We start from the raw sequence: 18547 nt of genomic DNA on the forward strand, positions 1-18547 counted from the left end.
CTCTCAGCCGTCGTGCGCGCCGAAGCGGTCGGCTTCGACGGCGCCATGTGCTCGGATCACCTCGCACCCTGGGGCATCCGCCAAGGCGAGTCCGGCTTCGCCTGGAGCTGGCTCGGCGCGGCTCTCGCGTCGACATCCTTCTCTCTCGGCGTCGTCACGGCACCCGGAGTGCGGTACCACCCCGTGATCAGCGCTCAGGCCATCGCAACGCTGGAAGAGATGTTTCCCGGCCGGTTCTGGGCGGCTCTCGGCAGCGGGGAACTCGTCAACGAGCACGTGACCGGCGACCCGTGGCCGACGAAAGATCGTCGCAATGCGCGGCTGGGTGAAACCGTCGACGTGATCAGGCGCCTGCTGGCGGGCGAAGAGGTGACCCACAGCGGCGAGATCGACGTCCATCGTGCGCGCGTGTGGAGCCTCCCCGAAGCGGCGCCGCCCCTCCTCGGCGCGGCCGTGACGTCCGAGACTGCCGCATGGGTGGCGAGTTGGGCAGACGGTCTGGCGACGGTGGCGCAACCCCACGACCTGCTCTCCCGTGTAGTCAGTGCGTATGCGGATGCCGGGGGCCGCGGCCCGCGCGTGCTGCAGGTGCACGTCTCTCTCGAAGACACCGAAGAAGCAGCACTGGCCGTAGCCCGCGAGCAGTGGCGACATGCGGCCATCACAGACGTGTCGCTGTGGGACATCGAACAGCCCGAGGATTTCGACGCCCGCGCCGGCACCCCGAGCGACGAGCAGCTGCACAAGGGGGCGCTGGTTTCGCATGACGCCGGCGAACTGGCTGAACGGATCGCGAACCTCGCGCGGCTGGGCTTTGACCGCGTTTATCTGCACGGGATCGGGCCCGACCAAACCGCATTCCTCGACCGCGCCGAACACGACCTGCTCCCGGCACTGAGGAGGGCGCTGTGAAGATCACCGACACCAGCGACCTGTGGTGGAAGACCGCGGTCATCTACTGCCTCGACGTCGAGACGTTCATGGACGGCAATGATGACGGCATCGGCGACTTCGAGGGTCTTGCCCGACGGATCGACTATCTGGCCGACCTCGGCATCACCTGCCTCTGGTTGATGCCGTTCTATCCTTCGCCCGATCGCGATGACGGCTATGACGTCAGCGACTACTACGGAGTCGACCCGCGCCTGGGCACCCACGGCGACTTCGTCGAGGTGATTCGGACGGCCGAAGACCGCGGAATGCGGGTGATCGTCGACCTCGTGGTCAACCACACGTCTGACAAGCATCCGTGGTTCGTCTCCGCCCGCCGCAGCCGCACATCGCCGTACCGCGACTACTACGTCTGGCGCGATGAGCCGCCCAAGAACCAGCAGCCCACCGTGTTCCCGGGTGAAGAAGCGAGCGTCTGGGAGCACGACGAACGCACCGAACAGTACTTCCAGCACGTGTTCTACAAGCATCAGCCCGACGTGAACATCGCCAACCCGAAGGTGCGCGACGAGATCGCGAAGACGATCGGGTTCTGGCTCGCGCTGGGCGTCTCGGGGTTTCGACTCGACGCAGTGCCCTTCCTCATCGAACCGCCCAAGGGTGTCGACATCGGCGATCCGCACGAGTTCCTCCGCGACGTGAAGCGGTTTCTGCAGCGCCGCGCGGGGCACGCCGCACTCCTGGGCGAGGTCAACCTGCCCTTTGCGCAGCAGGTCGACTTCTTCGGCGGCGAGCAGGGCGGAGAACTGGACCTTCAGTTCGACTTCAACTCGATGCAAGCTCTCTACCTCTCCTTGGCCCGCAATGACCCGTCGCCTCTGATCGCTTCACTGACCGCACGGCCGGTCATTCCGCCCGAGGCTGCGTGGGCGAACTTCGTCCGCAATCACGATGAACTCACGCTCGACAAGCTGTCTGAAGCCGACCGCAACGAAGTCTTCGACGCCTTCGCCCCCGACGAGTCGCAACGCGTGTTCGACCGAGGCATCACCCGGCGGCTCCCGCCGATGCTCGCGGGCGACCCCCGGCGCGTCCGCATGGTCTACAGTCTGATGTTCTCGCTGCCGGGCACGCCGGTGCTCTTCTATGGCGAAGAGATCGGGATGGGCGAGAACCCCGAGATCCCCGGTCGCAAATCCGTCCGCACGCCGATGCAATGGACCGACGGTAAGAACGGCGGGTTCTCGCGGGCGGCGGCAGGGCGCTTGGCCGCGCCGATTCCCGGCGATGGGTACTCACCTGATCACGTCAACGTGCAGCAGCAACGCAATGACGACCAGTCACTGCTGCAGTTCATCCGTAGCCTCATCGGCCGGTACCGCATCTCGCCCGAGATCGGATGGGGCGAACTGCGAATCCTCGAGCACGACGGCGAGGGTGTGCTGGTGCACGAAGTCGGCGCGGACGTCGGGCGGATGATCGCGCTGCACAACTTCACCGAGGTCCCCGTGCGCATGACCATGCGCGTCGAAGATGTCGAGGAGGGAACCATGCTGCTCGACCTGCACGGGCCCGAACGCATCGATGTCGGACCCCGAGGGCGGGTCGAGCTCGAGCTCGCACCCTACGGGTTCCGCTGGCTACGCGTGTCACCGCCCGGCGACACGCGTATCGGCTGACCGACCGAACCGGAGCTCAGAGAAACGCCACTGCACGCACCGGCGCACCGTCGCCGGCGAGGCGCAAAGGAAAGAAGCCGATTCGCACGCGCGCCGGCAACCCCTCGAGGCCGCACAGGTTCTCCACGATCAGCCCGCCGCTGCCGAGCACGACCTCGTGAACGGGAAAGTCGGTCGATGAGCCGTCAGTGAGGTCGGGGCTGAGCGTGTCGACGGCCAGGATCCGCATCCCGCGCGCCACCAGTTCGCGGGCGGCGTCAGAAGCTAGCGCCGGATGCCTCGTCGCTCGAGAGTCAGCGAACCAGCGCGCCCAACCTGTCGCGATGACCACGATCGCGGGGACGCGGTCAGGGACAGGCGCTAAAGAGCTGAGGTGCTCCCACCCGTAGATTTCGCGATCGCGCAGCTCAGGCATCCTGATCACCATCGCCTCACCGACCAGCTCGTCCAGCGCGACATCGGCCATCGTCCTCCCTCCGTGCACCGTGTGGGCAGGGGCATCGATGTGCGTGCCCGTGTGCGAGCCGAGGCGGAGCGCCGTGACGGCCACGCCGTCTCGAGCGAGATCGAGAGCAGCGTGGACGTGCACAGTCGGGTCGCCGGGATACACCGGCATGCCGCCGGTGATCGGATGGCTCAGGTCACGGAGCACCGGGCTCAACTCGCGGCAGCGCGCTCAGCGGACTCCTGCCCGACATCAGCGAGGTGCTTGCTCTCGCCGAACGGCGCTTTGGCGCGCCGTGGCCATGACACGGCGAGGTAGAGCACGAACGTCAGCAGGAACGCCGGGATCGTCGCACCGAAGGGCAACGGCCAGACATACGCCCATACGTAGGCCGAGACCGCGCCGATCACCCAGACACCCACGGCCAGCCAGTTGACGCCACCTGTGAACCAGTAGCGACCGCCCGTCGTTTTGAGGATGTCCGCGTCGTAGCGACGGCGGGCGACGATGTAGTAGTCGACGATCATGATGGCGAACACCGGGGCGAACAGCGCACTGATGGTCACCAGGAATGTCGTGAACTGTGCGAGCAGGCCGAAGAAGGTCGATCCGATGATCGAGATCACACCGACCACGATCGCCGTCGGCAAGAACTTCACACGCTTGCCCGGAAGTGCGTTGACGACACTCGTGACCATCCCGTAGACCACCATCGTGTTCGTAGCCATGACCGACAGGAAGATCGCCACGGCGAAGAGAGCGCCGAAGGGTTCAATGATCGTCACCTGGTCGAACGGGATCGCGTCACCGCCCTGCAAAACCACGTAACCGATCGCGGTGGCACCGAGCGACATCGAGATCACTGTCGACAGCGTGTACCCCACGCCCGAGCCGATCACGCCAGCGCGGGTCGATGAGGCGAACCTATTGAAGTCTGCCGAGAGAACCGTCCATGAGATGGCGGTCGCCAGCACGACATCGAACGCCAGCCCAGGGCTGTAGAAGGGTTCGACCGTCGGCGTGATGCCGGCAAAGTCGGCAGGAGAGAAGGTCGAGAACGCGACCACGAAGATGTATGCGGCTATCGCAAGAATCACCGCAGCGAACCACGGCTCGACACGAGCGACACCTGCGTGGCCGAAGATCGCGAGAATCACCACAATGGTCTGACAGATCACGGCGAAGATGACAGGGCTCGAGAACCCGGTGACGGACGCGACGATGTAGTCGAGCGCGATACCGGCCAGCATCGCCTGAACCCAACTCCAGCCCATGAGAATAGTGATGTTGGCGGCGACGGGCAGAAGACTCCCGCGCGTACCGAACGGGCCGCGGGTCAGTGCCATCGTTGGCAGTCCCGTGCGTGAGCCAATCGCGCCGATCGTCACCAGCACCGCGGCACCCAAGACGGTCCCACCGATGATCAGTGCGATCACGAGACCGTACGGTATGTCCGGAACGAAGAGTGTGCCGGTGAGCAGGGTGGTGACGACGAGGTTCGCCGCCAGCCAGATCATCAGAATCCTGCCCAGCGAATATGCTCCGCGGACCGGACGCGCGTCGTCGGATTGTTCTTCGAGTCGGCGCTCGAGGCGGGTGTAGAGCGACATCTTCGGGCTCCCTTTGGGGTCGGGCGGGGGTCGGGTCAAGGGTGGGACGGTCGGGTCAGGGTTGCGGTGAGAGGTGTTCGTGGATGGCGATGAGTGCGTCACCCTCGGCGCGGAACACGATGGTTTCGCGCTCGCGGTACGATTCGGGGCCGTCGGCGGTGTCGACCGACGTGCTGACGGAGTGTGCGAAGACGGCACCGCCCGGGAGCACCTGCACGTGCGGGTCGCTTGATGTGCATGAGGTCACTCGCCAGCCGCTCGCCACCCACTCCTGCCACAGCGCCTCGTAGGCCGCGCGGTCCTCGAGCCGTTCGGGCTCGGTGTGAAAAACGAAGGTCGCCTCGGGCGCGAAGAGTGAGAAGTAGCGCGCGCCGTCGGTCGCGGCGAACGCATCGACGATGGCGGATGCCGCGGCCCGCACGTCTTCTTCGGTCGGCGTTACGTGCGTCATCACTGTGCTCCATCCGCGCTTTGGTCTCTGGGCGCCATCGCGCTCAACAGTTCGTAGACGACGTGGCTCGCGGCCACCGCCGTCAGTTGGGCGTGATCGTAGGCCGGTGAAACCTCGACCACATCGGCGCCGACGATGTGCAGATCGCTGAGGGCACGCAGCATCCGGAGCAATTCTCGGCTGGTGAGTCCTCCCGCTTCAGGGGTGCCGGTTCCGGGTGCGTGAGCGGGATCAAGCACATCGATGTCGATCGAGATGTACAGCGGAGCGCTACCGATGCGAGCACGAAGGCGCTGGATTGCCGCCTCGACGCCATGCTCTTCGATGAATTCACTGGTGATGATCGCGAAACCGAGGCGCGAATCGTCTTCGAGGTCGCTCTTGGAGTACAGCGGACCACGGATGCCGACGTGCATGCTGGCCTCGAGATCGATGAGCCCTTCTTCGGACGCGCGACGGAACGGCGTGCCGTGGGTCACCGGTGCACCGAAGTACGTGTCCCAGGTGTCGAGGTGCGCGTCGAAGTGCAACACGGCGACCGGACCGTGCACTTCGTGCACCGAGCGCAGGAGCGGCAGTGCGACAGTGTGGTCGCCACCGATGACCACGAGCCGGTCGGCGAGTATGCGAAGTTCTCGCGCCGCAGCCTCGATCTCAGCCACAGCCGCGGTGATGTCGAAGGGGTTCGCCGCAATGTCGCCAGCGTCGACGACCTGCTGGGCGCCGAAGGGAAACACGTCCTGCGCAGGGTTGTAAGGACGCAGCAGACGCGAAGCCTCGCGCACGTGCGCCGGACCGAACCGCGCACCAGGGCGGTAGCTCACGCCGCTGTCGAACGGGACGCCGACCACGGCGATGTCGGCGCGGTCGACTTCGTCGAGACGGGGAAGTCGCGCGAAGGTCGCGATGCCGGCGAAGCGCGGCACGATGCTCGCATCGACCGGGCCGCGCGGAACGGGAGAATGCTTTTTAGCCGTCTCACGAGAGGGTTGCATATTTGACAACTTTCGGTACTCTATAGACAACTACTGCGATCAAGGTACGCCGAGACCCCGCGGTCGTCAAGGGTTGATTTCGGTCTTGGCTGCAAGGAGTACCCATGCGCGCTATCCATCCGGCCGCTGACGGGGCCGCAACGCCGATCGGCGCGAAGATTCGTGCGGCGCGCACCGCGCAAGGGATGTCGCTTGCGCAGGTCGCCGAGACGACGGGTCTGAGCAAGGGCTTCATCAGTCGCGTCGAGCGCGATGAAACCTCGCCGAGCGTCGCAACGTTGGTGCAGCTGTGCCAGGTTCTGTCATTGCCCGTGGGCGCCTTGTTCGCCGAGCCGGAGGTGCAGCACATCGCATTTGACGACGCACCTCGTATCAATTTGGGCGGGGTGCACACCGACGAACGCCTGATGTCACCCCGTGGCGAACAACGCGTGCAACTGCTGCGCTCGGAGCTCGCAGCCGACGCACACGGAGGCGCCGACCTCTACACGATCAACTGCGACGTCGAAGTACTGCACGTCCTCTCAGGCGCCGTCAGCATGCGGTTCGCTGACCGGGTCGTGCGGGTGCGCACGGGCGACGCGCTCACGTTTCCTGGCCGCGAACCACACACCTGGAAGGTCGAAGGGGGCGCGCCAGCATCGGTCATCTGGGTGATCGTGCCTGCGCCGTGGAGTGGTTCGGCCTGACCGCCGCGCATGCCCCTATCAGGGGTTTTGGAGGTTTCGTCCAGACAACACCGCAAGGCTGGGGTCTTTGGCGCCCATCCCGAGGGCGTCCAAGGGTGCCGAATCTGCGGCATCTGAGAACGCAAGGATGTTACTTTCCCCATGACTCACCCCCAGATTTCTCGCCGCGCGCTGCGCACGGTTCGCACGATATCGACCGCTCGCACCACCGCTTTCGGTGTCGCGCTCGGCCTCGTGGCCCTCACCGGGTTGACCTCGGCCAGCGCCGCTGTTGCGGTGACCCAGGCTTCGGCGGCACCTGCCGCCAGCGCCACCACCGTCGCCACCGCGCGCGAAGTATCGGGCGCCGCAACGCTCCGCGATATCTCCCGCGACGCTGAGGCCGCACACGAAGAGGCGAAGTCAGCCCTCGTCGAGGTGACGACGATCGGCGACGACATCGCTACCGCCGCGCTCGACCTGGGTACGGAAAGCACCACGATCGACACATCCGACCTCCGTGACGAGATCGATCGCATCGCCGCGGCTGAAATGATGCCCGCACTTCTCGTGCCCGCGCTGACGGATGCCGCGACTGCCGCAACCGATGACGTTCTCGAGCAAGTGGCAGATCTTCGCACGCGCCTCGATGAGGCCATCGCCGCGAAGATCGCCGCCGAAGAAGCAGCCCGCAAGGCCGCCGAAGAGGCAGCCGCCGCAGCGGCCGCAGCCCAGAAGGCCGCAGAAGAAGCTGCCGCCGCAGCGGCCGCAGCCGAGGCGCAGCGCGCTCAGGCAGCATCCGTCCCCCGCGCCACTCCCGGAGCCCCCGCGAACCCGTCGGGCGCTCAGCTCATCGCTCGCGACATGATGGCCGCGAACTACGGCTGGGGAGAGGACCAGTTCGGATGCCTCGTCGCACTCTGGAACAAGGAGTCGGGCTGGAACTACCAGGCCTACAACGCCTCGAGCGGAGCCACCGGCATCCCCCAGGCACTCCCGGGCAGCAAGATGGCCTCGGCTGGCGCAGACTGGCAGACCAACCCCGCGACGCAGATCGCGTGGGGTCTGGGCTACATCTCAGGCCGCTACGGCAACCCGTGCGGCGCGTGGGGCCACTCGCAGTCGGTCGGCTGGTACTGACCGTACGGATTCAGCGCTGAGGCGGCGGCGAGGCTATACGCCCCCGCCGCCTCCGCCGCCTCCCCCACCGCCCGCGCTCCCGCCGCCACCCGACCCTCCTGAGGTCGAGGACGATGACGCGGTGCTGGCTGACAGCGTCGAGATCCCGGACGAGAACGCTGCGGCGTTGAACCCGCTCGAGCCTGCGTACCAACGCGGCGACCCGTCGCCGTAGAGCACAGCAAGTTGCTTCGCCCACTCCTTCTCTTGGCCGAACACCACGGCGTAGGGCAGGAGCTTCTCGTAGAGCTTGAGCTTCTCGCGCGGGTCGGTCGAATCGACGGGTACGCGCTCGGCGCCCGCTGGCGACTGCAACATCCGGATTCGGTCGGCCTCCGCCCACTCGATGAAGATCTTGAGCCCCTCGAGGTGGTCGCGCACCTCTGCACCCTTTGCGGTCAGCGGCTTGCGAGAGACCATACCGATCACGATGAACTCCACGATGATCGCGGCGGCCATGAGCGACAGCGGGAGAACCGGACTCACCCCGTTGTCGAGCGCCAGGAAGCCGAGAATGAACACGAGTATGGTCGACAGCGTCGAGATGATGACCGGCCACGCCCGCGCCATACCGGGCACCTTGCGACGCAGACCCCTCCGGTCGAGCTCGCTCGCGGCAGCCTTGAGTATCTTCTGCGCTGCGTTCGACAGGCGCGTGTCTTGCCGCCCGAATTCGTACTGCTCGCCCGGCACTCCGTAGGGGAAGAGGCCTTCGAGCAGCATGATGCCGTCTCCGTCGGCTTTCGACGGATCGATCAGCTCGGCAATGAGTTTCGTCCCGCCGAACCAGCGACGTTCGCCTTCGATGATCCGGATGCTGCCGACCACCGCCTGCTCGAGGACCTCGGCCGGAATCGCCTTGGCGGGGAGGTTCAGCAGCACGGCGCTCTCGAGCGCATCTATCTCCGGCGGAGGGGTGTACTCGGCGATGATCGTCGGTCTGCCGGGCTCATCTCGCAGCCGCCGCGCCCGGGTGACGCCTGCCGCCGTCAGCGCTCCGGCAACACCCAGCCCGGCGATACCCTGCAGCCAGCCCCACGGTGAAGCGAGGTACGAATCGTCGAACTCCGCGAACGTCCCCTGCTCGAACGCGACCGCCACCGTGACCGTTTGGTAGGGCAGAACTGCCCCCGCTTCAGCACGGATCTCGCCGGTGGCAGCATCCATCACGAATGAACATAGGTCGGTCGATCCCTCATACCCGACGTAGCAGAATCCATCGCCGGTGAGCGCGTCGGCGAGGTCGGTGTCCATCGACAAACGCGCCGTGACCCGGCCGAACGGCTGTTGCCACTCGGTGCCGTTGACGTTCCAGTAGAACTCGTCCACGCGCGTGTTGCGGAAGAACCGCGTGACGTTCTCGAGCGTGTACTCGAAGACGTACGTCTGGCGCCCTTGCACGTAGTCATCCGCGCGCGAGGTCATCGAGTAGTAGCCGTCTTCGGAGTCGGTTTCACTTTCGCGCTCCGCGCCGTTCTCGTCGGTGATCGAGACGAGCTCGGGATGCAGCGGCACGCCCAGGTACGAATCGGGGATAGCCCTGCGCATGCCGCGGTTCTGGTCGTAGTCCGGAAAGTCGGCCACGAACCGCTCCACCACGCGGAGTCTGCTCGTACCGTCCTCGGCGCGAGAGAGCTCATACTCGACGTCGAGGCTCGCGAACGTGAACGCATTCACGTCGCTCGACACCGGCGGCGCGGGGTCTGCGTCGAACGACACGTTGACACTGCACGCAACGAGGATCAGCGGGATGGCGACGGCCGCCAGCGCCACGATCGCCTTACGGAGCGTGCCGCGGAATCGACCGGTCATGCCCTCAGCCTAGAGTTCGCCGTACTCTTGTGTCTGTGACCGACCGCCGCCTCGCCATCGACGCCTGGGAGAGCCTTTTTCGCGCTCAGTACGAGGTGTTCGCCGAGATCGCCGGTGACTTCGACGACACCGGACTTTCGCAGGCCGAGTATGACGTCCTCCTCACTGTGACCCGGTCACCCGAGATGACTGCGCGACTGCGCGATGTCACCGCAAACATGCTGATCAGTCAGCCGAGCGTGTCACGCCTCGTCGAACGCATGGTTGCCCGCGGCCTGATTTCGAAGTGCGCCGACCCCGACGACGGCCGGGGCTCGTTGGTGAGCGCGACCGATAGAGGTGCCGCCGAGTTTCGCCGACTCGCGACCGCGCACGGAGCATCAATCGCCGAGCGGATGTCGATCCTGACCGACGCCGAACTGGCGCAGCTCCGTGACCTGACGGCGAAGCTTCGCACCCCGCCGACCGGCTGTTGAGCTACCGCGAGTTCGTGGCCGGTTCTAAACCGCGGGGTTGGTCGCTTTGCCGTCGAGCCACAGCGTGTCAGAGGCATCCGAATGCGTCGTCCCTGTCGCCACGTGCTTCGAGTCGATCTGCGGACCCTTGGTGATCACATGCACAAGCGCCATCGCGTGGCCTCGGCCGAGGCCGTAGTCTGCGCCGAGCCACGTGACGATCTCGCCCGCTTTGGTGCCGGGACCGAAGCCCTTCTCGGCAGCGAGGTCGAGGAACTGGCGAGGCGTGAGCCCGGTCTTGCCCTCGATGTTGTCGAGGTATGCCTGGAATGACATGAGCCAGCCTCCGGGAGTTACGAGCGGATGCAGACAGCCTAGACCGTACTCCCTGCGTGACGAATGCCCTCTCCGATCACGGAGAGGGCATTCGTGTGGAGATACTACTGGTCGACCGGTTGCGGGGCGTCACTGTTCTCGTGAGCCTGGATGATCGAGCCGTCACTGTCGGTCGCCACAGCGATCTTGCGCGGCTTCGCCCTCTCGCTCACAGGGATCGTCACGCTCAGCACGCCGTTGCTGTAGCTCGCGGCGATGCGTTCGGTGTCGACGCCCTGGCCGAGATTGAGCTGCCGCAGAAAGCTCGCACCCTCGCGCTCGCGGGTGATCCAATCCACTCCGTCACCGGACGGCAGGGTGCGCTCGGCCCGGATGGTCAGGAGCTGGCCGTCCACATCAATATCGACCGAACCCGGGTCGATGCCCGGCAGGTCGGCGCTGAGGACGTAGTGGTCGCCGTCCCGGTACAGATCCATCGGCATGCGGCGGGGGCCGCGGCGCGTGTCGAAGAGGCTCGACGCAAGGCGGTCGAGGTCGCGGAAGGGGTCGTAGGTGGCCATGGTTTTCCTCTCTGTCGATAAAGTTGAGCGTGGTCGACTCAACTACAGAAATGTTAGCACTCTGCCAGCGCGAGTGCTAAGAGTTGGGTGTTCGCTCTCGGGGAACGTGCCCTGACAGGTTTCGCCGTCGCATCCTGCGCTGGCGCGAAGAAGTGCGCCAACTGGTCGCATGGGGGCTCCGGAAACGACCATTCACGACACATCCCCCACACGCACTTCTGCCGATGTGTCAGGGATGGTCGCTTCGCGCGACGCGACGCGACGCGACAAGGTCTGACACATTCGTGATGAGATACCGGTCCTCCACAGGCGCCGTGGCGAAAGTGTTGTGCACCGAAGTGCTCCTCTGGAGCGCGTGACCCTGCTGTGGCAGCGATGGTAGACGGATGCCTCGACCTCCCCGTCCGCTTCCCGAGGGGCTCGGAGAGACGTTCTTGCGGGCCGATGCCCTCGCGGCCGGAGTAAGCGCGCGGCGACTTCGGGCGAAAGACCTCGAATCACCCTTCCACGGAGTCCGGCAAACCCTGGATGCGTCGACGCCGACACTCGGCACGATCACTGCCGCTGAAAGTCTCGATGGCGAAGAACCCCTCGCGCGCGATCGGATGCAACGCAGATCAGTCCTTCGAGCGGCCACCGCCTATACCGCCGTGATGGCTGACCGAGCCTTCTTCACGTCACGGACAGCCGCGGTGATCTATGGCCTCCCCCTCAGCCACACCGATGCGCTCGATGTGGGGGTGTGCGGGCCCTCCACCGCGCCGAGGGGTCGAAGCATCCGCGGGTTCAAAGTGCAACCCGGTCTGATCAGCGTCCGCGAGCACAACGGTCTGCGCATGTCGAGCCCTGCGTCGACCTGGGCGATGCTCGGGCGCGAACTGAGTGTTCGCGAACTCATCACTGTGGGTGACGCGATCGTGCGCATTCCGCGCGACACGATCGGGCGACTGCGAGCTGACGAGCAACTCGCATCGGTTGAACACCTGCGCCGTGCGGCACACGCCGGCTCACGCCCCGGAGTCGCGAAGCTGCGTGAAGCCGTCGAACTCGTGCGGGTGGGTAGCTCATCTCCGCTGGAGACGGAGTTCAGGCTGGACGCTCTTGCGGACAGGCTTCCCGAACCCGAACTCGATGTCGAAATCCGGGACGGTCGCGGCAGTCTTCTGGGGATCACGGAGATCAGCTACGCCGAGTTTCGGACACTGGTCGAGATAGAAGGAGATCACCATCGCACGACCAAGAGACAGTGGGACCGCGACATCGAGAAGTACGCCGCCTACGCTGCGGAAGGTTGGGAGGTCGTGCGCCTCACTTCACGACACATCCGTGGGGAGGGTCCGCGCGCGTCCGGGATGGTCGCGACCGTGTTGGTCCGACGCGGGTGGCGTCCGGAGACCCGCGCCTGAGCGATGTAGCGCTTGATGAATGTTCGCCATCTGGTCCCCTCGCGCTCATGCATAAGTCCAGGTGTGACACATACTTCGGGCCTCGGATGCTGGATGTGTCGCGAATGGTCGCATCAACTCCCAAGAAGCGACCAGGTGTGAAACACTCGCAGCGGCGCAGCGGCAGCTGGGGCCGCTCAGCACTCGATGACGTTGACCGCAAGACCACCTTCGCTGGTCTCTTTGTACTTCGTCGACATGTCGATGCCGGTCTGGCGCATGGTCTCGACCACGGCGTCGAGCGAGACGAAATGAGAGCCGTCGCCGCGCAGAGCGAGACGCGCGGCGGTGACGGCGGTCGAGGCAGCGATCGCGTTGCGTTCGATGCACGGGATCTGCACGAGTCCACCGACCGGGTCGCACGTGAGGCCGAGGTGGTGCTCCATGGCGATCTCGGCGGCGTTCTCAATCTGCCGGTTAGTACCGCCCATCACCGCGGTCAATCCGGCGGCGGCCATCGCGCACGCAGACCCGACCTCGGCCTGACACCCGCCTTCGGCGCCAGAGATCGAGGCGTTCGCCTTGAACAGCGAACCGAGCGCCGTGGCAGTGAGCAGAAAGCGACGGATGCCTCGGCGGCGGTTCGCCTCAGCCACGACCTCTTCATCGAGGGCGTTGGCGGTGAGCTGAGCCGGGCCCCCGAACCCGAGCAGGGCGCTGCCGACCAACTCGCCGTAGGGGGTCACGGCGTTGCCCGCGCCCAGGCCCGAGTCGGCAAGGAACCGCCACCAATACATCGCGACCGCCGGCAGGATCCCCGCGGCGCCGTTCGTCGGCGCGGTAACGACTCGACCACCGGCTGCGTTCTCCTCGTTGACGGCGAGCGCGAACGCACCGAGCCACTCGCCCGGAAGCTCGCGGTGCCCGGTCTGCTCGGCCTCGTCGAGCTGCACGCGGATCGCTCCCGCGCGCCGCTTGACCCGTAGCATCCCGGGCAATACTCCGTCGGCGTGCAGTCCTGCTTCGACGCACGCGGCCATGGCATCCCAGATCGCGTCGAGCCCGGCGGCGATCTCTTCGTCGCTGCGGAGCGCCTCTTCGTTGATGCGGGCTGCCTCGGCGATCGTGATGCCGCGCTCGTCGCACAGCTCGAGCAGCGCTTCGGCGCTGGAGAAGTTCAGCGGATACGCGTGGGACTGCACGCGCGGCGGCTCACCATCGCGACGGATGAATCCGCCGCCGACCGAGTAGTACGTCTCGCGGACAAGTAGCCCGTCGTCGCCGGTATCCGGGGCAGAGATCTGGGCGGGTCCCGTCGACCGCACGCCGCTGGTGGATGCACGAGGGGGGCCGGATGCGGCATCCGCCCACGCCTCGATGGTCATCGCATTCGGGTGACCCGGCAGGCGTGTCCGCGGAGCGAAGGCGATATCGCCCTTCTCGAAGGGAACCGGATGCCTCTCGTCGAGCAGCAGGTCACCCCCGGGCCACGCGGTCCAGGCTGAGCGCACAGCATCCGGATCCACCGTCTCGGGCGCGAGCCCGCGCAACCCCGCGACCACCGCGTCGGGGGTCCCGTGGCCGATGCCCGTTGCGCCGAGTGATCCGTACAGCGTGCACGTGATGCGGGCGGTCTGTTCGAGCAGACCGTTCTCGCGAAGGCGCACAACGAAGTCGAGGGCGGCCCGCATGGGGCCGACGGTGTGGGAACTCGAGGGTCCTACTCCAATGGAGAACAGCTCGAACGCCGAGACGTATGCGCTCACTCCCCCAGGCTACGCGGTCGGCGCGTGCTCCCCCAGCACTAGGCGGACTGGAAGGCGATCAGGCCGACGGTGTTGCCCTCGGAGTCCGAGATGAAGGCTTGCCACTCCTCATGCCCTGCGGGGCCAATCGTGTCGTCCTTGTGCGCGAAGATCATGTGCGGCGGCGAAACGACGTCGGCGAGCCCAGCGAGCCGGTCGATCGTCTCGTGCACGTTGTGGACGTGCAGATAGATCAGCGAACTTGGAGCATTGCGGTCGATCAGCAGACGCATCCCCTCGAGGTCGAAGAAGACGAGCCCGGGCAGGTCGAACGTCGCCGATGGGGTGGTCTCGAGCAGCACCGTGTAGAAGTCCGCAGCTCGTTGCAGATCTTCGGCGCGCTGGGCGACCTGGGCGAGTCTCATGCCTCGGGGACCTGACGCAGGGCGCTCGCGCGGAACACGAGCGCAGCCAACACGATCACGCCCGCAACGATGAACGCGGTGGTGCCCACGGCAGACGATGCCGGCTCATCGGTCGTGCGAGCGACGCCGATCCAGAAGACACCCCACGCTGTGGCGATCGCGGGAGTGAGTCGACCCCTGCCCCAGAAAGCCAGCGCCACCGAAATCGCACCGGCAACGACCAGGATGACGACGCCCCAGAGATCGGGCGAGATTCCGAAGCCGTCGAAGCCCGCCGCGACCAGCACCGAAGCGACGTTCGCGACCGTGGCGATCATGACCCAGCCGAGATACAGCCCGAGAGTGCCATCGACGACGATCGCCTCGACGATTCCCCGACCGGGAATCTGCTGCAGCGTGACAAAGATCCGGATGAGCACGGCGAGAAGTAACACGATCACGAGCAGCGACAGCGGGACGAGACCCGCCTGCACGACGAGAATCCACACCGCGTTGAGCAGCATCGATAGGAGCACCCACCATCCGATGGAACGGTGGCGGGCGGATGCTGCGTTCCGAGGGAATGCCTGCCAGATCGCGTAAGCGACCAGGCCGGCGTAAATGACCGACCAGATCGAGAAGGCCGTGGTGAATGGGGAGAGGAGCGTTGCGTCGGCGGCAAAGGCTCCACCCCCGGCATCCTGCACCGTCGTGCCGCCCGCGGCACCCGAGCCGAGGAAGGCGCCGACGATGGCGACGACCGAGCCTGTGATCACGGTGATCTGGCGGACGCGGTCGGCGGTCGTGGGCTGAGCTTCCGTGTGTGTGGGGGTTTTCACGCTGGACATGGGGGCTCTCCTTGGGGGAACGTGCGAGGAACTTCCTCTAGCGAATCACGTTCGGCGGGATGGTGGGGCGCCTTGCGGGAATTGCTCGGATGTGCCTCCGTCAGCGCTTTCGAGTCACCCCAACGAAGACCGTGTTGGACGAGACACCGCCGGTGACCGGGTTGTCGAACTCGACCACGTGCGCGGCGCAGTCGTCGAAGACCGCGCGCATCTTCACCATGAACTCTGCATCGGGCGGGTCATCCGACCAGAGCGCGAACACCCCCCGCGGGCGCAGGTGGCGATCGAGGGCGCGGAGGCCGTTCACCGTGTAGAGATCGGCGTGAGTGGCGTCGAGCTGGTGGCGAGGCGAGTGATCGACGTCCAGCAGGATGGCATCGTACCCCGCGTGATCAGGCGCAGGTGCGGCGCGCATGACGGCGAAGAAGTCGTCGCACACCAGGCTCGTGCGGGCGTCGGTGACGAGGTCGGATGCTGCCGGAAGAAGCATCCGTTCATGCCACCCGATCACGGCTGCGAGGCGGTCGATCACCGTCAGGGACGTGACGCGCGGGTCGCGGAGCGCGGCGACCGCGGTGTAGCCGAGGCCCAGGCCGCCGACGAGGACGTCGATCTTCTCGGTCGTGACTGCCGCGAGGCCCAGATCAGCGAGCGCCACTTCGGCAACGGTGAACAGACTCGACATCAAGTATTCGTCGCCAAGTTTGACCTCGTAGATCTCTTGGCTCGCCGCGGGCTCGAACCGGCGGCGCAACGTCAGGTCGCCCATCGGGGTCAGCTGCCAATCAAGCTCTTCGAACCGCGCGATCATGTGAGCGCCTTCCCGTTGCTGCTCACCCTACTCAGCGCGCTCATCCGCGCAGGGCGAGCGCGAAGGGCAACACGGCGTCGGCGCCCGCACACCGGAGCTCGCGGGAAGCCACGGTCAGTGTCCACCGGCTGTCGGCGATGTCGTCGACCAGCAAGATCGGACCGGACGGAAGCTCTAGCCCACTCGCGTCGAAGCGGTCCCACAGTCCGGCGAGCCGGTACACACTGTTGCCTCCCGGCTGGCCGGAGGGGCCTCCGCCACGAGTGCCGAGCACCCCGAGATACGGCAACCGGCCCACGGCCGCGAGCCCCTGCGCGAGCGACTCGATCAGCTGCGGACGACGCCGAGACGGCATCGCCACCACCGCGACCGGGCGCTCTGCCCACCCCCAGTCGCCGAGCACGCGGGCCGCAGCATCCCGCATCGCTGTCGTCACCGGCGCATCGAGCGACGACTCGGCGAACACCGTGCGCAGCGCGCCGCCCCAGCCGAGGTCGGTGAGCCGCGCGAGGGCACGGCCCTCTTCCATCCGATCGCCGACCGCGATGCGCCCCTTCATCGGAACACCCTGGCTGTCGGCACCGGTCGGCCACTGCGCCCGCGGTTCGATCGGCACTCCGACGCGTGCCAAAGATGCTGTGGCGGATGCTTCGGCCGTCGCCGCGACATCGCCCTCGAACCACACCCCAGCACAGTTGTCGCATCGTCCGCACGGCGCGGCGGTGGCATCGTCGAGGCTGCGCTGCAGAAACTCCATGCGGCAGCCCGTGGTCTGCTCGTAGTCGATCATCGCCTGCTGCTCGACCGTGCGCGCGGCCGCGATGCGTTCGTAGCGCTCGGCGTCATACGTCCACGGCTGGCCGGTCGACACCCATCCCCCGCGCACCCGGTGGACTGCGCCATCGACGTCGAGCACCTTCAGCAGGAGCTCGAGCGGTGTGCGGCGGATGTCGACCAGCGCCTCGAGGGCGGGGGTCGACAGCGGCGAGCCGCTCTCGGCATTCAGGGCCGCGATCACTCGCTCGGCGCGATCCTGCGTGGGCATCGAGGTCGTGGCGAAATACTTCCAGATCTCGGGGTCTTCGGTGCCCGGCAGCAGCAACACATCGGCGTTCTCGGTCGCACGGCCCGCGCGGCCGACCTGTTGGTAGTAGGCGACGGGCGACGACGGAGCCCCGAGGTGCACGACGAAGCCGAGGTCGGGCTTGTCGAAACCCATGCCCAGCGCGCTGGTCGCGACGAGGGCCTTGACCTCGTTGTGCTTGAGCATCGCCTCCGACCGCTCGCGCTCCGCGGGGTCGGTCTGCCCGGTGTACGCGCGGACGGCGTGGCCCGCCTCGCGGAGCAGGCGGGCGGTGTCTTCGGCGCCGTTGACGGTGAGGCTGTAGATGATGCCCGAGCCGGGGAGGTCACCGAGGTGGGTGAGCAACCAGGCCAGGCGGGTCTTCGCATCGGGCAGGCGGAGAACGCCGAGCCGAAGTGAGGCGCGGGCGAGCGGACCGCGGATGGTCACAACCTCGACGTCTTCATCGGCGGCCCCGCCGAGCTGCTCGGCGACATCGGTCACGACTCGGCTGTTGGCCGTAGCGGTCGTGGCGAGAATCGGCACGCCCGGAGGCATCCGTCGAATGAGGTCTCCGAGCCGACGGTAGTCGGGACGGAAGTCGTGGCCCCAGTCACTGATGCAGTGGGCCTCATCGACCACAAGCATCCCCATGCGTTCCACCAACGCAGGCAACTGCTCATCGCGGAATGCCGGGTTGTTGAGCCGCTCGGGCGAGAGCAGCAGAACGTCGACTTCGTCGCGGTTCAGGCGGTCGAGAACCTCTGTCCACTCGTGTGCGTTGGTCGAGTTGATCGCGACGGCCCGCACTCCGGCGCGCTCGGCCGCCGAGATCTGATCGCGCATGAGGGCGAGCAGGGGCGAGACGAGCACGGTAGGCCCCGCGCCACGACGACGAAGCAACAGGGTCGCGACGAAGTACACCGCGGACTTGCCCCACCCTGTGCGCTGCACCACCAATGCGCGGCGGTGATCATCGACGAGGGTCTCGATCGCTTCGAACTGACCCTCGTGAAAGTCGGCGTCGTCGCGCCCTACGAGGGTGCGCAAAATCTCGAGCGCCTCTGCGCGGGTGGTGTCTGTCACCCCCTGAGTGTGTCAGCACCCGCCGACAGCGACATCTCATGCACTCGGGAGATTCGCGGCGGTTCGCTGCATCCAAAACCACCGTCGGCGCCGAATACACAGATGCAACGGCATTTACCTACGA

18 protein-coding genes are annotated in these 18547 nt (G+C 66.4%); 6 read left to right on the forward strand and 12 right to left on the reverse strand.

The window, feature by feature from the left end; genetic code table 11:
* Window positions 1-12: 12 nt before the first annotated feature.
* Both LG299_RS07690 and LG299_RS07695 read left to right on the forward strand, forming a co-directional pair.
* Window positions 13-912 carry a TIGR03557 family F420-dependent LLM class oxidoreductase gene (locus LG299_RS07690; protein WP_404434507.1) on the forward strand — a complete coding sequence of 300 codons (900 nt, stop codon included), beginning with the start codon at window positions 13-15 and terminating at the stop codon, window positions 910-912.
* On the forward strand, window positions 909-2570 hold the full coding sequence (locus LG299_RS07695) for an alpha-amylase family protein (protein ID WP_404434508.1): 1662 nt from the start codon (window positions 909-911) through the stop codon (window positions 2568-2570). Before LG299_RS07690 ends, LG299_RS07695 begins: the two co-directional genes overlap by 4 nt.
* A gap of 16 nt (window positions 2571-2586) precedes the next feature.
* On the opposite strand, the gene LG299_RS07700 is transcribed toward LG299_RS07695, so the two are convergent.
* The 4 genes from LG299_RS07700 to speB are packed head-to-tail and all read right to left on the reverse strand — an operon-like array spanning window position 2587 to window position 6071.
* On the reverse strand, window positions 2587-3222 hold the full coding sequence (locus LG299_RS07700) for a cyclase family protein (RefSeq protein ID WP_404434509.1): 636 nt from the start codon (window positions 3220-3222) through the stop codon (window positions 2587-2589).
* A gap of 5 nt (window positions 3223-3227) precedes the next feature.
* A complete protein-coding gene (locus tag LG299_RS07705; protein ID WP_404434510.1) occupies window positions 3228-4625 on the reverse strand; it encodes a purine-cytosine permease family protein in 1398 nt (465 codons plus the stop codon).
* A gap of 55 nt (window positions 4626-4680) precedes the next feature.
* Complete coding sequence (locus LG299_RS07710) at window positions 4681-5076, reverse strand: YybH family protein (RefSeq protein ID WP_404434511.1); 396 nt, start codon at window positions 5074-5076, stop codon at window positions 4681-4683.
* The gene (speB, locus tag LG299_RS07715) at window positions 5076-6071 is read right to left on the reverse strand and encodes an agmatinase (protein ID WP_404434512.1); all 996 of its coding nucleotides are present in this window, start codon (window positions 6069-6071) and stop codon (window positions 5076-5078) included. Before speB ends, LG299_RS07710 begins: the two co-directional genes overlap by 1 nt.
* 104 nt (window positions 6072-6175) lie before the next feature.
* On the opposite strand from speB, the gene LG299_RS07720 reads away from it, so the two are divergent.
* Window positions 6176-6760, forward strand: coding sequence for a helix-turn-helix domain-containing protein (locus LG299_RS07720; RefSeq protein WP_404434513.1), 585 nt, complete (start codon window positions 6176-6178; stop codon window positions 6758-6760).
* Between the two features lie 141 nt (window positions 6761-6901).
* Window positions 6902-7879, forward strand: coding sequence for a phospholipase (locus LG299_RS07725; protein ID WP_404434514.1), 978 nt, complete (start codon window positions 6902-6904; stop codon window positions 7877-7879).
* Between the two features lie 33 nt (window positions 7880-7912).
* Here LG299_RS07725 and LG299_RS07730 read toward each other — a convergent pair whose 3' ends face one another.
* On the reverse strand, window positions 7913-9730 hold the full coding sequence (locus LG299_RS07730) for a DUF2207 domain-containing protein (protein WP_404434515.1): 1818 nt from the start codon (window positions 9728-9730) through the stop codon (window positions 7913-7915).
* A gap of 35 nt (window positions 9731-9765) precedes the next feature.
* On the opposite strand from LG299_RS07730, the gene LG299_RS07735 reads away from it, so the two are divergent.
* The gene (locus LG299_RS07735) at window positions 9766-10206 is read left to right on the forward strand and encodes a MarR family winged helix-turn-helix transcriptional regulator (protein ID WP_404434517.1); all 441 of its coding nucleotides are present in this window, start codon (window positions 9766-9768) and stop codon (window positions 10204-10206) included.
* Between the two features lie 24 nt (window positions 10207-10230).
* On the opposite strand, the gene LG299_RS07740 is transcribed toward LG299_RS07735, so the two are convergent.
* Together LG299_RS07740 and LG299_RS07745 are read right to left on the reverse strand one after the other, a co-directional pair.
* A complete protein-coding gene (locus tag LG299_RS07740) occupies window positions 10231-10521 on the reverse strand; it encodes a DUF4287 domain-containing protein (RefSeq protein WP_404434519.1) in 291 nt (96 codons plus the stop codon).
* A gap of 104 nt (window positions 10522-10625) precedes the next feature.
* Entirely contained in the window at window positions 10626-11081 is a 456-nt protein-coding gene (locus LG299_RS07745) for an Hsp20/alpha crystallin family protein (RefSeq protein ID WP_404434520.1), read from the reverse strand.
* A gap of 386 nt (window positions 11082-11467) precedes the next feature.
* On the opposite strand from LG299_RS07745, the gene LG299_RS07750 reads away from it, so the two are divergent.
* Complete coding sequence (locus tag LG299_RS07750; protein WP_404434521.1) at window positions 11468-12487, forward strand: hypothetical protein; 1020 nt, start codon at window positions 11468-11470, stop codon at window positions 12485-12487.
* A 176-nt stretch (window positions 12488-12663) separates the two neighbouring features.
* Here the strand turns inward: LG299_RS07750 and LG299_RS07755 are convergent, their stop codons facing one another.
* The 5 genes from LG299_RS07755 to LG299_RS07775 all read right to left on the reverse strand — a co-directional run bounded on the left by LG299_RS07755 (window position 12664) and on the right by LG299_RS07775 (window position 18423).
* Window positions 12664-14232: an L-serine ammonia-lyase, iron-sulfur-dependent, subunit alpha gene (locus LG299_RS07755; protein ID WP_404434523.1), complete on the reverse strand. Its 1569-nt coding sequence runs from the start codon at window positions 14230-14232 to the stop codon at window positions 12664-12666.
* Between the two features lie 38 nt (window positions 14233-14270).
* Window positions 14271-14636, reverse strand: a complete 366-nt coding sequence (locus LG299_RS07760; RefSeq protein WP_404434524.1) for a VOC family protein — start codon at window positions 14634-14636, stop codon at window positions 14271-14273.
* Entirely contained in the window at window positions 14633-15463 is an 831-nt protein-coding gene (locus tag LG299_RS07765) for a tryptophan-rich sensory protein (RefSeq protein ID WP_404434525.1), read from the reverse strand. The genes LG299_RS07760 and LG299_RS07765 overlap by 4 nt, the downstream gene beginning before the upstream one ends.
* Before the next feature lie 100 nt (window positions 15464-15563).
* Window positions 15564-16274 (reverse strand): spermidine synthase, encoded by a 711-nt coding sequence (locus LG299_RS07770; RefSeq protein ID WP_404434526.1) that lies wholly within the window; start codon window positions 16272-16274, stop codon window positions 15564-15566.
* A gap of 40 nt (window positions 16275-16314) precedes the next feature.
* Window positions 16315-18423, reverse strand: a complete 2109-nt coding sequence (locus LG299_RS07775) for a RecQ family ATP-dependent DNA helicase (RefSeq protein WP_404434527.1) — start codon at window positions 18421-18423, stop codon at window positions 16315-16317.
* Window positions 18424-18547: the final 124 nt, after the last annotated feature.

The sequence above is a fragment of the Microbacterium lacus genome, from assembly GCF_044794305.1.
In the GTDB taxonomy this organism is placed as follows: domain Bacteria; phylum Actinomycetota; class Actinomycetes; order Actinomycetales; family Microbacteriaceae; genus Microbacterium; species Microbacterium lacus_B.

Coding starts and splice junctions, on each gene's coding strand:
- LG299_RS07760 (WP_404434524.1), bottom strand. CDS start 14,636: ATGAGACTCGCCCAGGTCGCCCAGCGCGCCGAAGATCTGCAACGAGCT.
- LG299_RS07705 (WP_404434510.1), bottom strand. CDS start 4,625: ATGTCGCTCTACACCCGCCTCGAGCGCCGACTCGAAGAACAATCCGAC.
- LG299_RS07745 (WP_404434520.1), bottom strand. CDS start 11,081: ATGGCCACCTACGACCCCTTCCGCGACCTCGACCGCCTTGCGTCGAGC.
- LG299_RS07770 (WP_404434526.1), bottom strand. CDS start 16,274: ATGATCGCGCGGTTCGAAGAGCTTGATTGGCAGCTGACCCCGATGGGC.
- LG299_RS07720 (WP_404434513.1), top strand. CDS start 6,176: ATGCGCGCTATCCATCCGGCCGCTGACGGGGCCGCAACGCCGATCGGC.
- LG299_RS07725 (WP_404434514.1), top strand. CDS start 6,902: ATGACTCACCCCCAGATTTCTCGCCGCGCGCTGCGCACGGTTCGCACG.
- LG299_RS07765 (WP_404434525.1), bottom strand. CDS start 15,463: ATGTCCAGCGTGAAAACCCCCACACACACGGAAGCTCAGCCCACGACC.
- speB (WP_404434512.1), bottom strand. CDS start 6,071: ATGCAACCCTCTCGTGAGACGGCTAAAAAGCATTCTCCCGTTCCGCGC.
- LG299_RS07750 (WP_404434521.1), top strand. CDS start 11,468: ATGCCTCGACCTCCCCGTCCGCTTCCCGAGGGGCTCGGAGAGACGTTC.
- LG299_RS07740 (WP_404434519.1), bottom strand. CDS start 10,521: ATGTCATTCCAGGCATACCTCGACAACATCGAGGGCAAGACCGGGCTC.
- LG299_RS07710 (WP_404434511.1), bottom strand. CDS start 5,076: ATGACGCACGTAACGCCGACCGAAGAAGACGTGCGGGCCGCGGCATCC.
- LG299_RS07730 (WP_404434515.1), bottom strand. CDS start 9,730: ATGACCGGTCGATTCCGCGGCACGCTCCGTAAGGCGATCGTGGCGCTG.